This window comes from Pseudomonas sp. R1-7 (assembly GCF_051132105.1).
In the GTDB taxonomy this organism is placed as follows: Bacteria; Pseudomonadota; Gammaproteobacteria; order Pseudomonadales; family Pseudomonadaceae; genus Aquipseudomonas.
In genome coordinates this window covers 5,449,926-5,464,339 of the sequence record NZ_CP071661.1, presented here as the reverse complement: position 1 = coordinate 5,464,339, position 14,414 = coordinate 5,449,926, and the positions used below count along the sequence as shown (strand labels likewise).

Here is a 14,414-nt window from a genome sequence, read left to right as displayed (position 1 = left end):
AGCAGCTTCGAGCGACAGGCCAAATCGACTTGGACGCAAGTTCACCTTGGCTAGGGTAGGTTGGGGCTTTTGTGGCGAGAGAGCTTGCTCGCGCCAGGCCGTGATGGCCGGGCCCATTCGCGACTGCTGCGCAGTCGAGCGGGAGTAGCTCCCTGGCCTCGGATGCATTTAACCGAACGAATTCACCGGCCACGGTCTAAAATCCCACTCCCACAATGGAAGCTTCCTACATGAAATCCGTTCTAGCCCTGCTCTCCCTGGTGGCCCTTCCGGTGTTGGCCGCCGAACCCACGTTGTACGGGCGCTATGAATACATCGCGCTGCCGGAAATGGGCGGCGAAGTGCTCAAGGCGAAAATGGACACGGGTGCGCTGACCGCTTCGCTGTCGGCCAAGGACATCGAGACGTTTACCCGTGACGGCGACGACTGGGTGCGGTTCCGCCTGGCGACCAAGGATGCGAGCAACAAGATCTACGAGCACAAGATTGCCCGCATCAGCAAGATCAAGACCCGTTCCGAAGAGGACGAGGACGACGATGAAAAGATCGCGCCCAGCAAGCGTCCGGTGGTGGAGCTGGAAATGTGCCTGGGTAACGTCAAGCGCACCGTCGAGGTCAACCTGACCGACCGCAGCAGTTTCAACTACCCGCTGCTGATCGGGGCCAAGGCCTTGCGCGAATTCAAAGCAGCGGTGAACCCGGCGCGGCGGTTTACGGCAGATAAACCGAACTGTTGATTTTCGCGATTGACGTGCCCCGAGGCTTGGGGCACCGTTCCGGCAACTTTCCTGTCGGGCTCGGACGCCATGCCTCATATTCTGATTGTCGAAGACGAAGCCGCCATCGCCGATACGCTGGTGTTCGCGCTGCAGGGCGAGGGCTTTGACACCACTTGGTTGAGCCTTGGCGCAGCTGCCCTCGAGCACCAGAAGAACACCCCGGCGGACCTGATCATCCTCGATGTAGGCTTGCCGGATATCAGCGGTTTTGAGACGTGTAAAAATCTCAGACGTTTCAGCGACGTTCCGGTCATTTTTCTTACAGCTCGGGATGGCGAGATCGATCGGGTGGTGGGCCTGGAGATCGGCGCCGACGATTATGTGGTCAAGCCCTTCAGCCCGCGCGAAGTGGCCGCCAGGGTCCGCGCCATCCTCAAGCGAGTGGCGCCAAGACCAATCGCCGAGACAGGCATGGCGTTGTTCCAGGTCGACCATGATCGCGTGCAGATCAGCTATCGCGGCAAACCGCTGAACCTCACTCGCCACGAATTCCGGTTGCTGAACTGTTTGTTGGAGCAGCCCGAACGGGTCTTCAGCCGCGAACAGTTGCTCGATGCCCTCGGCGTGGCCAGCGACGCCGGTTACGAGCGCACTGTCGACAGCCACATCAAGAGCCTGCGCGCCAAGTTGCGCCAGGTCCGCGCCGAGGCCGAGCCGATCCAGACCCACCGTGGCCTCGGCTACAGCTACAGTCCGGGGCATAGTTGATGTCCCTGGGTATTCGCATCTTCCTTGCGTATGTGCTGTTTATTGGCTTGGCCGGGTATTTCGTGCTCAACACGGTCATGGAGGAAATCCGCCCCGGTGTGCGCCAGTCCACCGAGGAAACGCTGGTGGACACGGCCAATCTGATGGCCGAGATCCTGCGGGACGATTTCAAGGCCGGGACGCTTAACCAGAACCGTTGGCCGCAATTGCTCAAGTCCTATGGTGAGCGCCAGCCGGCGGCGACGATCTGGGGCCTGCCGAAAAACCAGGTCAGCCATCGCATCTACGTCACCGATGCCAGAGGGATTGTGGTGCTGGACTCCAATGGCGTGGCGGTGGGCCAGGATTATTCGCGCTGGAACGACGTCTATCTGACCCTGCGCGGCCATTATGGCGCCCGCTCGACCCGCAGCGATCCAGATGACCCTGCCTCTTCGGTGATGCACGTTGGGGCGCCGATCCGCGACAACGGACGGATCATCGGCGTGGTGACGGTGGCCAAGCCCAACAGCTCGTTGCAGCCTTACATCGACCGTACTGAGCGGCGTTTGCTCGCCTACGGAGCCGGTCTGATCGGCCTGGGCCTGTTACTGGGCGCGCTGCTCTCATGGTGGCTGAGCGCGGCATTGCGGCGCTTGACGGCTTATGCCCAGGCGGTCAGCCAGGGCCGTCGGGTGGAAGTGCCTCATTATCGCGGCGGCGAGTTCGAGCAATTGGCGGGTGCGGTGGAGCACATGCGCACCCAGCTTGAAGGCAAGGCGTACGTCGAGCGTTATGTGCACACCCTGACCCATGAGCTCAAAAGTCCGCTGGCCGCGATCCGCGGCGCCGCCGAGCTGCTGCAGAGCGACATGCCCACCGCCCAGCGCCAGCGTTTCGTCAGCAATATCGACAGCGAAAGCGTGCGCATGCAGCAATTGATCGAGCGTTTGCTCAACCTGGCGCAAGTCGAGCAGCGCCAAGGCCTGGAAGACGTGGTGACGGTGCCGGTGGCAGCGTTGATGGAGGCGCTGCTGGAAGCCCGCGGCGGCTGGATCGAACATCGTCAGTTGCGGATCGAGCGGCACATGGCGCCTGACCTGACGCTGACGGGAGAGGCGTTCTTGCTGCGCCAGGCTTTAGGCAACCTGTTGGAAAACGCCTTGGACTTCACGCCCGTCGAAGGACTGCTGCGCATCAGCGCCGAGCGCATCGGCAACCTCGTCGAAATCCGCCTGTTCAACCAGGCCGAGCCTATTCCCGACTATGCCTTGCCGCGCCTGAGCGAGCGCTTTTACTCACTGCCGCGCCCAGGCACCGGACGCAAGAGCACCGGTCTCGGGCTGAACTTCGTCGAGGAAGTGGTGCAGTTGCATGGCGGGGCGTTCAGCATCGGCAATGTCGAAGGTGGCGTGGAAGTGGTGCTGCGGTTGCCTTGAGGCCGAGGCGCGAAGGGGCTGCCATCTCCACACAATCTCCACATTCCGCCCATAAACCTCCCACACAGCCCCGCCAGACTCCTCCCTATTCGAACAGGGAGAGCCTCACATGAACCGCAGTCTCGCTATAAAACTGGGCATGATTGCCCTCTTGATCCTTTTGCTGATGATCCCGCTGTTGATGATCAGCGGCCTTATTGATGAGCGCCAGGAACTGCGCGACGGGGTGTTGCAGGACATCGCCCGCAGCTCCAGCCACAGCCAGCAACTGATCGGACCGATGATCGTCGTGCCGTTTCGCAAGGACGTAAAGGTCTGGAATACCAACGAGAAGACGGGCGTGCGTTTCCTGGAAACCGTCGAACGAAGTGGCGAGTTGTATTTTTTGCCGGAGCAATTCGAACTCGACGGCCAGGTCCGCACCGAAACCCGTGCCCGGGGGATCTACGAAGCGCGCTTGTTCCACGCCGACAATCGAATTGACGGGCGCTTCAAGGTGCCGGAGCGCTACGGCATCGCGGCGAAGGACTTCGCCGACTATCGCTTTGACGAGCCGTACCTGAGCGTCGGCATCAGCGATATTCGCGGCATCGAGAATGCCTTGACCCTGACGCTGAACCAGCAGACCGTCGATTTTCTTCCCGGCTCACGGCTCGGCTGGCTGGGGCAGGGCGTACATGTACCGTTGCCTATGATCACTGCCCAAGGCAGCCCCGAGCTTACCTTCGGTTTCGACCTGCGCCTGCAAGGCACCGGCGAGCTGCAGATCCTTCCGGTGGGCAAGTCCACCAAGGTGCATTTGTCCGCCGACTGGCCGCACCCCAGCTTCATCGGCAACTACCTGCCGGTCGATCGCGAAATCAATGAACAGGGCTTCAGTGCCGATTGGCAGACCTCGTTTTTCTCCACCAACCTCTTGGAAACGCTGCAAGCGTGCGAGCCCAGCGATGGCTGCGAAGCGTTCCGCAGTCGTGCATTCGGCGTGAGTTTTGTCGATCCGGTGGACCAATACCTCAAGAGCGATCGGGCGATCAAATATGCGCTGCTGTTCATCGCGCTGACCTTCGCCGGGTTCTTCCTCTTCGAAGTGCTCAAGAGCCTGGCGGTGCACCCGGTCCAATACGCACTGGTGGGCGTAGCCCTGGCCTTCTTCTACTTGCTGCTGTTGTCGTTGTCGGAACACATCGGCTTCACCCTGGCGTACCTGGTGTCGGCCGGTGCCTGCGTGGTGTTGATCGGCTTTTATGTCTGCCATGTGCTGCGCAGCATCAGCCACGGCCTGGGGTTTTCAGCCGGGTTGGCGGGCTTGTACGGCTTGCTCTATGGCCTGTTGAGTGCTGAAGACTACGCGCTGTTGATGGGCTCGCTGTTGCTGTTCGGCCTGCTCGGCGTGTTCATGGTGCTGACCCGCAAGCTGGACTGGTACGGGGTGGGCGCGAAGCCTGGGGCGGCGATGAGCTTTGATCTGGGAGAGGTGAAATGAGCCGGTTGTTGGGGTTGCGGGAGGATCAACGTGAAGGCGAGCGGTTGGTGGCGCTGATTGCTGGGTTGTTTCCTTCGAAACCGAGCTGGCCCATTCGCGAGCAAGCCCGCTCCCACAGGTATTGCGCAGTCATTGGGGGAGCGGGCTTACTCGCGAAGAGGTCGGTGCAGCCATTGCAAAATTAAACCCTGGGCACCGTCTCGACCATCGATGGCCGCAAGCTCACCTCGGCAAACCACGCCGCCAATTGGGGATTGGCCTTGCGCCATTCCAGATCGGGATGGCGCAGGTCCAGGTAACCCAGAGCGCAGGCGACGCTGATGGAGGCGACGTCGAAATGGCTGGCCAGTTCGGCAATCGCCTCGGCTTCGAGCATGCCCACGGCGCGACGAATCTTGTCCCGTTGCGCATCGAGCCATTCGGCCCAGTGTTTTTCCGCAGGGCGTAGCGCGGTCTCATAGCGGATCATCACCGCCGCGTCCATGATCCCGTCGGCCAGGGAGGCCAGGGTCAACCGCCGCCAGCGAGCCGCGCCCTCACGAGGGATCAGCGGATTGCCGACGTGCTGGTGATCGAGGTAGTCGAGGATGACGCGGCTGTCATGGATCACCGTCCCGTTGGCCAGGCGCAGGGCCGGGATCTTGCTCAACGGGTTGTCGTCGATCAACGCCCGGTCCGGCTTGACCGGCGTGAGCTGGCTCAGTTGCAGCGCCACGCGGTCTTGCTGGCCGGTTTCGTGCAGCAGCACCAGGACCTTGCGGACGAAAGGCGAAGCAGGGTTGTGGAACAGGGTCATGCTGGGGCTGGACATGCAGATATCCTCGATTGACGGGCTGGGCCTAGACTAGTCAGTTACGCGACGGCTGGCGAGTATCGAATGTGGGGCCAGCCCGCCCGCTCCCACAGATTTTTGCCGCGCCAGAATTATCCGCGCTTGATCAAGCCCCAAGTCCCCAGCACCGTCGGGACTCCCAATCCAACCCAGCTCACGGCATCCCACGCGCCATCGCCCAACAACGCCGAAAACAGCCCCGCCGCGCTCAATGCGCCAATGACTACGGGGATACCAAACACCTTCCAGAAATTCGACTGTCGAGGCCTCACGGAGCGACCTCCGCGCCGACGGTCGCGCGTTTGGCGGCCTTGCGCCGAACCACCCACAAATAGACGCCACTGCCCAGGACGATGATGGTCAGGATGTCCAGGGTCGCCCAGAAGATCTGCATCGGCCGGCCACCGTAGTCGCCGAAATGCAAGGGCAGGGACAGGCTCATCATGTCCATGTACCACGGCCGTTCGGCCACGGCGGTGACGTCCAGGGTGCTGGCGTCGATCAGCACAGGCGTCAGCAGATGAGAGGTGAGGTGAGTGCTGCCTTTCATGAATACGCTGTAATGGTGCTCGCTGGAAAACAGCGTGCCGGGGAACGCGATGAAGCTCGGCTCCATGCCTGGCGCGACGTCCTTGGCGATGTCCAGCAAGCGGGTGGCCGGCGCCAGTTCGGTCAATGGCGGGGCGTTGCGGTAGGGCTCGACCATGGCGCTGAGACTGTCGTTGCGCCATGCGGCGATGATCAAGTCGGCGCAAGCGGCGATCACACCGGTAACGCCGACGGTCAGCGCCCACACCAGCGTGACCACGCCGATCAGGTTGTGCAGGTCGAGCCAGCGCAGCCGCGTGGATTTGTCCTGGCGCACCGTGGCGAACTTCAAGCGGCGCATGAATGGCAAGTACAACACCACGCCGGAGACGATGGCGGTCACGAACAGGAAACCCATGAACGCCAGCAGTAATTTGCCCGGCAAGCCGGCGAACATGTCGACGTGCAGGCGCAGCATGACCATCATGAAACCGCCATTGGCCGAGGGCATTTCCAGGGCATCGCCGGTGCGCGCATCGAGCATGAACGTGTGGGAGGAGTTCGGTTCGGTGCCCGGCGTCGGCGCCATGATGGTGATGATGCCGTTGGGATCGTCCTCGTCCCAGCCAAAATACTGGACCACTTCACCTGGGCGATGGGCCTTGGCTTTTTCCACCAGTTGTTGGAGATCCAGCGGCGGCGTGCCCGCCGGCATTTCCCGCAGCTGCGGCGCATCGCCCAGCAGGTGCTCGATTTCGTGATGGAAAATCAGCGGCAACCCGGTGATCGCCAGCATCAGCAGGAACACCGTGCAGATCAGGCTGGTCCAGGTGTGGACGAAGGACCAGCGGCGGATGGTTTTGCTTTTCATGATCGATCCGAATGCATAAAGGGGCACGATGCTTGAGAACCGCCGCGAAACCTGTGGGGGCGAGCAAGCCCGCACCCACAGGGATTTCATCTGACTGATCGATCTCAGCTACAGGGACCCTCAATAGGTTTGCGCAAATGCTAACCGTTTACCATTTGTAATTCACGCTGGCGACGACGTTGCGCTGGTCGCCGTAGTAGCAATAGAAGCCATCGCAGGTGGACAGGTAGTCCTTGTTGAAGATGTTCTTCGCATCCACCGCCACCGTGACGCCCTTGAGCGTTTTGTTCAGGCGGCCCAGGTCGTAGTGGGCCGAGGCGTCGTACACGGTGTAGGAACTGACGTGGCCCCAATCGGTGTTGGTGGTGTTGCCATAGGTGTCGCCGACATAGCGCACGCCAGCACCCACGCCGAACCCGTCCAGGGGGCCGTTGTGCCAGGTGTAGTCGGCCCATGCGGTGGCCTGGTTGCGCGGCACCTGGGCCATGCGCTTGCCTTCTTCGGCGGCGGTGCCCTTGGTGATTTCGCTGTCGGTGTAGGTGTAGGAGCCGACGAGTTTCAGGTTGTCGGTGACATTGCCGGACGCTTCCAGCTCCAGGCCGCGCACTTGGACTTCGCCGACTTGGCGGGTGACGTTGTTTTCGGTGACGGAGTTGTTTTTCTGGGTCAGGTCGAACACCGCAGCCGTCAGCAAAGTCTTGGTGCCAGGCGGTTGGTATTTGATACCGGCCTCGTATTGTTCACCTTCAGTGGGCTTGAACGCTTCGGTGCTGTTGACGGTTGAACCTGCCGCCGCCTGGAATGACTGGGCGAAGGAGATATACGGCGTTACCCCGTTATCGAACACGTAGCTCAATGCGGCGTTGCCGCTGAATTTCTTGTCGCGCTGGGTGTTGGTCGCGTCGCCCTGGTTGTGGAACACAGTGCCGGTGTGAATCCAGTCCTCACGGCCGCCGAGCGTCAGGCGCCAGTTGTCCAAGGCGATCTGGTCCTGGAAATACAGGCCGGTCTGGTTGGTCTTCTGGTTGTAGTCATACATCGTGAAGTATTCGACGTTGGAAAAATCCTGTCCGTAGGTCGGGTTGTTGATGTTGCTGGTCGGTACGCCGGTCGAACCCCAATCCCAGCGCGAATTGCTGTTGGAGCGCTGGTGATCCAGGCCCAGCAGCAGCGTGTGGCTCAGAGCCCCGGTCTGGAAGTCGGCCTGGAAATTGTTGTCCACGGCGAACTGGCTGATGTCCTCGTCGATGACGCTGGCGCTGCGCTTGACGTTGCCGTTGGCGTCCACCGATTGATCCGGGCCATCCGGCCAGAATTGGCCACCGGCGGAGATGCCTTGGGTTTCCAGGTCGCTCTTGGTATAGCGCAGGTTCTGGCGGAACTGCCAGGTGTCGTTCAGACGGTGCTCGAACGCATAACCGAGTGCGTAGTAGGTGCGGTCGTAGAATTCCCAGTCCGGATCACCCAGGTTCTTGTGATGGGAAATCTTGCCCGCCGGCGAAGACAGCTTGGTGCCTTGCAGCGGCAGGAATTGCCCGGTGATGCCGGTGTCGTCGCGAGTGTATTGCGACAGGAGCGTCAGGCGAGTGTCGTCGTTGATATTCCAGGTCACGCTGGGGGCGATGTTGTAGCGCTTGTCCGGGATGTGATCGACTTGGGCGTTACTGTCGCGCACGGTGCCGCTGAGTCGGTACAGGAACTGGCCTTCGTCATCGACCTTGCCGGTGCTGTCGAAGTTGATCTGCTTGTGCTCGTTGCTGCCCGCCTGCAATTCAACTTCGTTGCTGCTTTCAGCCTGTGGACGGCGGCTGACCATGTCGAGCATGCCGCCGGGTGGCGTCTGGCCGTAGACCGACGAGGCCGGGCCGCGAAGCACGGCGATGCGTTCGAGGTTCCAGGGCTCGATTTTCGGCGTGACATAGTTGCCCTTGGGCAGCGGCAGCCCATCGAGGAATTGAGTGGGTACGAAGCCGCGCACCAGCAGCCAGTCGTTGCGGGAGTCTGAACCGTAGCCGCTGCTCTGCACCCCGGCGGTGTAGCGCAGCGCATCATTGAGGTTGAGTACGGAGCGGTCTTCCATCTGCTGGCGCGTGACCACCGAGACCGAGCGCGGCAGCTCGACGATCGGCGTATCGGTCTTGGTGCCGGCGGCAGTGCGGGTGACCGCGTAGCCATCGGTCGGGCCCCAGGCGCTTTCGCTGACGCCCGCGCCGATCACGCTGGTTTCCGGCAGGACCATGACACCTTCGGGCACGGCCACCAGGCTGTAGGTCCCGGCGCTGCTTTGTTCCAGTTGCAGGCCGGTGCCGCGCAAGGCTTCACGCAACGCACCAGTGGCATCGAATTGACCCTGGACCGGGGCCGAGGTCTTGCCCGACGCCAGGGACGGGTTCAGGCTCAGGGCGAGGCCAGCCTGGCTGGCGATCTGGTTCAGGGCGCCGGCCAATGGCGCGGCCGGCAGATTGTAGACGCGAACGGCGGATGCCTGTTCGGCGGCAAGCAACGGACCGCAGGCCAACGGAGTGGCCAGGGCGATGGCAACGGCCAACAGGCTGGGGCGCAACAGGGTCTCAAACGGGCGGGACATACGGCGGCTCCTGAATGGAAATATTTCTCAATTGCCTGTGTGCCGGATGAAATCCGAAAAGTGATAGGGCTGGATGAAAATAATTTAGATTCAGATTGAGGTCGGCGGCTTTATGGCGGGGCGAATGGCCTCATCGCGAGCAAATTCGCGATGAGGCCATCACTGGCAACAATGCTTCAGGGCTTGGCTTCAGCCCGAGGCCCGACCATCACCCACCAGCGCGTGTGATGCTCGACCTGAACCGGCAATGTCGGCAGAAGGGCGGTCAGTGCCAGGTCGGTGTCGTGCAGTGGAAAGCTGCCGGTAATCCGCAAGTCGGCCACTTGGGGCTCGACGCCCAGGTAACCCCGCCGGTAGCGTCCCAGCTCCCGGACCAGGTCTTCAAGGCGCGCGTTATCCACCACCAGCATGCCGCGGGTCCAGGCATCGGCGCCTGGGTTCAAGGCCAAGGTCGGCCCGAGTCCATCCCGGCGCATCAGCGCCTGCTGGCCTTCCCGCAGGATCTGCTCTTCATCGCTGCGCTGCGGATGCGCCGCCACTGCGGATTTCAATACGCTCAAGCGTGTGCCCTGATCCTCAAGCTTGACCAGGAAACGCGTGCCCAAGGCGCGCATGCTGCCTTCGCGCGTCTCGACGATGAAAGGGCGCGGATCGTTGTGGCCGGTTTCCACCAGGATCTCGCCTTCCTGCAGGACGATACGCCGCTGCTTGTCGTCGAAACGAACGTCCAGCGCGCTGTGGGTGTTGAGGTTGATCAATGTCCCGTCCGCCAGGCGCAACGTGCGCTGTTCGCCCGTGGCGGTGCGCTGGTCGGCCAGCCAATAATCCAGCGGCAGGTAACGATCGCCGACGAACAGCGCCAGGCCGATGACCGCGACGATACTGGCCAGGCCGCTGCCGACCTTGCGCACCCGTCGACGAATGTTGGCCTTTGATTGCAGCAACGCGGCCCGGGCAGGCCCGCTGGCGATGTTGAAGCGCTGGTCGAGCATGCCCAGTTGTTGCCAGGCGCGGGCGTGTTCCTCATCGGCGGCGTGCCATTGGGCGAAGGCTTCGCGCTCGTGGGGACCGCCGCAACCAGAGTCCAGGGACAGTTGCCAGGCGATGGCCGCGTCCAAGACGCGGGCCGAGACCGGTTTGCCAAGCGTCGCACTCATGTCGGTTCACCATAAAGCGCGATGTAGCATTGCCGCATGCCTTGGGCCAGGTATTGCCGTACCCGCGGGACCGAAACCCCCAGGTGCTCGGCGATTTCAGCGTGGCCGAGGCCGTCGAGGCGGTTATAGAGGAAAGCTGCCCGGGCCTTGCTGGACAACTTTCCAAGCAGGCGATCGATGTTTTTCAGGTCTTCGAGAATCAGTTGTTGCTCTTCCACCGACGGCTGCTCGTCTACAGGGACCAGCATCAGCTCGGTGAGGTAGGCCTGTTCGAGAGCGGCCCGACGGAAGTAATCGAACAACAGTCCCTTGGCGATCGCCACCAGGAACGCGCGCGGCTCGCGGGGCGCCTTCAACTCTTCGCGGCCCAGCAGCCGCACGAAAGTGTCCTGGCTCAGGTCCTCGGCCCGTTGCGCACAGGCTACGTTGCGTCGCAGCCATGCCAATAGCCATCCGCGATGGTCACGGTACAACGCACCAACCAGGTCACTGTGGGGACTGGGGACTGACGACACGAAGCATCACCGATGTTTTAAGTAACGAGAATTGTTCGCGATTGTCGCAGAGGCGGGGGAGGGAAAGCAATTGGCGCTGGTCGGGCTATGCACCCCTGTGGGAGCGAGCATGCTCGCTCCCACAGGGCCCGGTGCATTCAAGTCCTTGGCTTATAGCGATGGCGCCTGCTGCCGCCGTTTCCAATGCCCGAGGCGTTGTTGCAGATCCAGCGGACTGTGGATGTCCTTCTGGCGGGCGCGGCTGAACAGGATCAACGCCAGCTCCGCCGTGGCCAGGGCGTCGGCGCTGGCGTTGTGGCGGTCGAAGACTTGCAACTTGAACCAGTCGATCCAGTCGTCCAGGCCCGCCTGGCGGATGTGGGCCTGTGGGCAAAGCATCGGAGCGAGGTCGGCTACGTCGAGGAAGGGATGCTGCAAGCGATAGCCCAGGTAATCCTTCAATGCTCGTCCGAGCATGTGGCTGTCGAAAGGCGCATGGAACGCCAGCAGCGGGCTGTCGCCGACGAATTCCATGAACGCCAACAGGGCCTCGGCCGGGTCGCTGCCGGCGGCGATGGCGCTCGGCGCCAGGCCATGGATCAACACGCTCGGCCCGAGCTTTTGCTTGTCGCATTGCAAGGTCCGCTCGAACTGCTGGCTGAAGTCGATTGCGCCGTCTTCTATGACCACTGCACCGATGGACAACACTTGGTCTTTGTTCAGGTTCAGGCCGGTGGTTTCCAGGTCGACCACGACCCAACGCTGTTCCCGCAGGCTGCATTCAGTCAGTTGGGCCGCTACGGGCAGGGCTTCCAGGCGTTGTTGCAAAGCCTCGGGCAACGTCGGCTGGACCGGGCGCAGCCAGGAAAACAGGCTCACAGTTGATACCTCAACGTCAGGCTGCTTTGCAGGCGTTGGGCCTGGCGCAGGGACTCGCGCAGAATCCGCCGGTCGAGGTGGTTGAGGCTGTCCGGGTCGACTCGGTTGGAGTAGGGCTGGTTTTCCCGGGTCTGCAATTGATGTTGTTGCATCCGGGTCTGCTGGATGAAGTGGTAGGCCTCTTCGTAAGCTGCGCCATCCAGCGGTTCGATGACTTCCTTGACAACCAGTTGTCGCAAGCGTTCGAGGGTGTTGTTGGCTTCGATGCCATTGGCCAGGGCCAACAAACGTGCACCATCAACGAAAGGCGTCAGCCCTTGGACTTTCAGGTCGAGGGTGGCCTTTTCGCCGTTCTTGCGGCTGAGCACGAAATCCCTGAAACGCCCAACGGGCGGGCGATGGCGCAGGGCATTCTCGGCCATCATGCGCTGGAACAAGCGATTGTCGGCCACTTGATCGAGAATCTGCTGACGCAGTTGCTCGCAGCCTTGCTCGTCCCCCCAGACCACCCGCAGGTCGAAATAGATGCTTGAGCCCAGCAGGTTTTCCGGCGTCGCCTCGCGGATGAAGGCCGCGAAGCGCCGTGCCCATTCGGCGCGGGACAGGCACAGTTCGGGATTGCCGGCCATGATGTTGCCTTTGCACAACGTGAAGCCGCACAGGGCCAGGCTCTGGTTGATCTGTTGGGCGATGGGCAGCAGCAGGCCGCGGATCTGCGCAGCGTGGGCGGCGTCCCGGGCTTCGAACAGGATGCCGTTGTCCTGGTCGGTATGCAGGGTCTGCTCGCGGCGGCCTTCGCTGCCGAAACACAGCCAGCTGAACGGCACGCCCGGGTCGCCCTTGTCGGCGAGGGTCAGTTCGATGACTCGGCAGACGGTGTGGTCATTGAGCAGGGTGATGATATGGGTGATCTGGGTCGATGACGCGCCGTGGGCCAGCATGCGCTCCACCAATTGGCCGATCTCGCCGCGCAGGGTAACCAGGTTTTCCACCCGTGGCGCATTGCGAATCGTCCGCGCCAGGTGCACCAGGTCGACACGTTGCAGGGAAAACAGATCCCGCTCCGAGACAACGCCACACAGGCGATGCTCCTTGACCAGGCAGACATGGGCGATGTGGCGCTCGGTCATGGCAATGGCGGCATCGAAGGCGCTGTGGTCCGGCGAAAGGAAAAACGGCGCCTGGGTCATGTGCATCGCAATTGGCTCGGAAAAATCCCCAGTACCATCGGCCACGACGTGCCGCAGGTCGCGCAGGGTGAAAATCCCTAGCAGCGCTTTCTGTTCATTCACCACCACGATGCTGCCGACTTGTTGCTCGTGCATCAGCTTGACGGCTTCGCGCAACGGCGTTTCAGGGGAACAACTGACCGGATGACGCATCGCCAGTTCGCCCAGGCGGGTGTTGAGTGAATACTGCGTACCCAGGGTCTGGGCGGATTTTTGCTGCACTTGCTGGTTGACCTGGTCGAGCAGGCTGCTGACGCCGCGCAAGGCAAAGTCGCGAAACGGGCCGGACAAGGCAAACAGCTTGATGAACGCCACCTTGTTCAATTGCAGGCAGAACGTGTCTTCACCGGCCCGGTGCTCGGTGCGGGTCGCCCGCTCCCCCAGCAGGGCGGCGAGGGGAAAGCATTCGCCGGTCGTGATTTCAAAGGTGGTCTCGGTGCCGCCCTTCGCCGAATGGGGACGCTCGCCCACCACACGGCCCTGCTTGACGATGTAGAAGTGCTCTACCGGGCCGTCGGCCGGCTTGATGATCGTTTCACCCGGCCCATAGAAGCGCAGCAGGCATTGCTCCACCAGATAGGCCAGGTGGGCGTTTTCCATCTGGTTGAACGGGGGGAAGCGCTGGAGGAATTGCAACGTCCCCTGGATGTTCTGCAACACCGCGGTTTTCCCTGCCTGGATGAAGGCGTCCGCTTTTTTCATAACCATTGCGCAATCTTTTTCGAATTGTTGTGGTCGGATCTCTTCGCCATGGTCGGCCTCTGAAGGTGGAGTGCCCATTGGACGTAAGTCTAGGTCGGCGCAACCGGGCCGGAACTACAGAAATATCCTACGCCTTGCCTCGGAAAATTCTTCTTGGAAGACCCTTGGAAAAAAATCCGACGAAGTGCACATTGAAGCGCCGCAGAACGATGTCTGACCACTGTGCCAGGGGATCGATTCAAGAACATAGAGAGCACCATGTCCGACCACGATATTTTGAGTGACGCCGAGCGCGAGGCGCTGAGTGCCGTCATGCTGGAACCTGACCTGCCGCCGCAGCGCGTCCTCATCGTCGACGACGACAAGGACGCTCGTGAGCTGTTGTCGGAAATCCTGGCATTGGACGGGATTCACTGCATGACCGCTGCCAGTGGCGAAACGGCGCTCAAGATGCTGGAAACCAGGCCGTCCATAGGCCTGCTGATTACCGACTTGCGCATGGGCAATGTCGATGGCCTGGAACTGGTGCGTCTGGTGCGTGAGTCCGAGCGTGCGGCGTTGCCGATCATCATCGTCTCGGGCGACGCCGATGTGAAGGACGCCATTGAAGCCATGCACCTGAGCGTAGTGGATTTCCTGCTCAAGCCGATCGATACCGACCAACTGCTGGGGTTGGTCAAGCATGAGTTGGGGATGGATCTCTAGCCTGCTGTACGTCTGTTTGGCCAAATGAAAAAGCCCTGGTCT

At 61.7% G+C, this 14,414-nt stretch carries 13 protein-coding genes; 5 read left to right on the top strand and 8 right to left on the bottom strand.

Going from position 1 to position 14,414, the window contains the following annotated elements; all coding sequences use genetic code 11:
• Positions 1–230: 230 nt before the first annotated feature.
• The 4 genes from J3P79_RS24670 (at position 231) to creD (ending at position 4,388) form a co-directional block, all read left to right on the top strand.
• On the top strand, positions 231–737 hold the full coding sequence (locus tag J3P79_RS24670) for an ATP-dependent zinc protease family protein (RefSeq protein WP_434606339.1): 507 nt from the start codon (positions 231–233) through the stop codon (positions 735–737).
• Positions 738–806: 69 nt separating this feature from the next.
• Entirely contained in the window at positions 807–1,487 is a 681-nt protein-coding gene (gene creB, locus J3P79_RS24665) for a two-component system response regulator CreB (protein WP_434606337.1), read from the top strand.
• Entirely contained in the window at positions 1,487–2,905 is a 1,419-nt protein-coding gene (gene creC / locus J3P79_RS24660; RefSeq protein WP_434606335.1) for a two-component system sensor histidine kinase CreC, read from the top strand. The genes creB and creC overlap by 1 nt, the downstream gene beginning before the upstream one ends.
• 109 nt (positions 2,906–3,014) lie before the next feature.
• Positions 3,015–4,388 carry a cell envelope integrity protein CreD gene (creD, locus tag J3P79_RS24655; protein ID WP_434606332.1) on the top strand — a complete coding sequence of 458 codons (1,374 nt, stop codon included), beginning with the start codon at positions 3,015–3,017 and terminating at the stop codon, positions 4,386–4,388.
• A 181-nt stretch (positions 4,389–4,569) separates the two neighbouring features.
• On the opposite strand, the gene J3P79_RS24650 is transcribed toward creD, so the two are convergent.
• From J3P79_RS24650 to J3P79_RS24615, 8 genes are all read right to left on the bottom strand, one after another.
• Complete coding sequence (locus J3P79_RS24650) at positions 4,570–5,199, bottom strand: glutathione S-transferase (RefSeq protein ID WP_434606330.1); 630 nt, start codon at positions 5,197–5,199, stop codon at positions 4,570–4,572.
• A gap of 113 nt (positions 5,200–5,312) precedes the next feature.
• Complete coding sequence (locus J3P79_RS24645) at positions 5,313–5,492, bottom strand: hypothetical protein (protein ID WP_225936074.1); 180 nt, start codon at positions 5,490–5,492, stop codon at positions 5,313–5,315.
• Positions 5,489–6,619 carry a PepSY-associated TM helix domain-containing protein gene (locus J3P79_RS24640; RefSeq protein WP_434606327.1) on the bottom strand — a complete coding sequence of 377 codons (1,131 nt, stop codon included), beginning with the start codon at positions 6,617–6,619 and terminating at the stop codon, positions 5,489–5,491. Before J3P79_RS24640 ends, J3P79_RS24645 begins: the two co-directional genes overlap by 4 nt.
• Positions 6,620–6,767: 148 nt before the next feature.
• Positions 6,768–9,206 (bottom strand): TonB-dependent siderophore receptor, encoded by a 2,439-nt coding sequence (locus J3P79_RS24635; protein ID WP_434606324.1) that lies wholly within the window; start codon positions 9,204–9,206, stop codon positions 6,768–6,770.
• Between the two features lie 176 nt (positions 9,207–9,382).
• Entirely contained in the window at positions 9,383–10,363 is a 981-nt protein-coding gene (locus J3P79_RS24630) for a FecR domain-containing protein (protein WP_434606322.1), read from the bottom strand.
• Positions 10,360–10,878 (bottom strand): RNA polymerase sigma factor, encoded by a 519-nt coding sequence (locus tag J3P79_RS24625; protein WP_434606319.1) that lies wholly within the window; start codon positions 10,876–10,878, stop codon positions 10,360–10,362. Before J3P79_RS24625 ends, J3P79_RS24630 begins: the two co-directional genes overlap by 4 nt.
• A 150-nt stretch (positions 10,879–11,028) precedes the next feature.
• Positions 11,029–11,736, bottom strand: coding sequence for a 3'-5' exonuclease (locus J3P79_RS24620; RefSeq protein ID WP_434606316.1), 708 nt, complete (start codon positions 11,734–11,736; stop codon positions 11,029–11,031).
• Positions 11,733–13,673, bottom strand: coding sequence for a putative nucleotidyltransferase substrate binding domain-containing protein (locus J3P79_RS24615; protein ID WP_434606313.1), 1,941 nt, complete (start codon positions 13,671–13,673; stop codon positions 11,733–11,735). The genes J3P79_RS24620 and J3P79_RS24615 overlap by 4 nt, the downstream gene beginning before the upstream one ends.
• 252 nt (positions 13,674–13,925) lie before the next feature.
• On the opposite strand from J3P79_RS24615, the gene J3P79_RS24610 reads away from it, so the two are divergent.
• Positions 13,926–14,372, top strand: coding sequence for a response regulator (locus J3P79_RS24610; RefSeq protein ID WP_434606310.1), 447 nt, complete (start codon positions 13,926–13,928; stop codon positions 14,370–14,372).
• Positions 14,373–14,414 lie beyond the last annotated feature (42 nt).

Bases quoted from the DNA above. Each gene is read 5' to 3' on its own strand.
- J3P79_RS24670 (WP_434606339.1), top strand. From the start codon at position 231: ATGAAATCCGTTCTAGCCCTGCTCTCCCTGGTGGCCCTTCCGGTGTTG.
- J3P79_RS24610 (WP_434606310.1), top strand. From the start codon at position 13,926: ATGTCCGACCACGATATTTTGAGTGACGCCGAGCGCGAGGCGCTGAGT.
- J3P79_RS24650 (WP_434606330.1), bottom strand. From the start codon at position 5,199: ATGTCCAGCCCCAGCATGACCCTGTTCCACAACCCTGCTTCGCCTTTC.
- J3P79_RS24640 (WP_434606327.1), bottom strand. From the start codon at position 6,619: ATGAAAAGCAAAACCATCCGCCGCTGGTCCTTCGTCCACACCTGGACC.
- J3P79_RS24635 (WP_434606324.1), bottom strand. From the start codon at position 9,206: ATGTCCCGCCCGTTTGAGACCCTGTTGCGCCCCAGCCTGTTGGCCGTT.
- creB (WP_434606337.1), top strand. From the start codon at position 807: ATGCCTCATATTCTGATTGTCGAAGACGAAGCCGCCATCGCCGATACG.
- creD (WP_434606332.1), top strand. From the start codon at position 3,015: ATGAACCGCAGTCTCGCTATAAAACTGGGCATGATTGCCCTCTTGATC.
- J3P79_RS24630 (WP_434606322.1), bottom strand. From the start codon at position 10,363: ATGAGTGCGACGCTTGGCAAACCGGTCTCGGCCCGCGTCTTGGACGCG.
- creC (WP_434606335.1), top strand. From the start codon at position 1,487: ATGTCCCTGGGTATTCGCATCTTCCTTGCGTATGTGCTGTTTATTGGC.
- J3P79_RS24615 (WP_434606313.1), bottom strand. From the start codon at position 13,673: ATGGTTATGAAAAAAGCGGACGCCTTCATCCAGGCAGGGAAAACCGCG.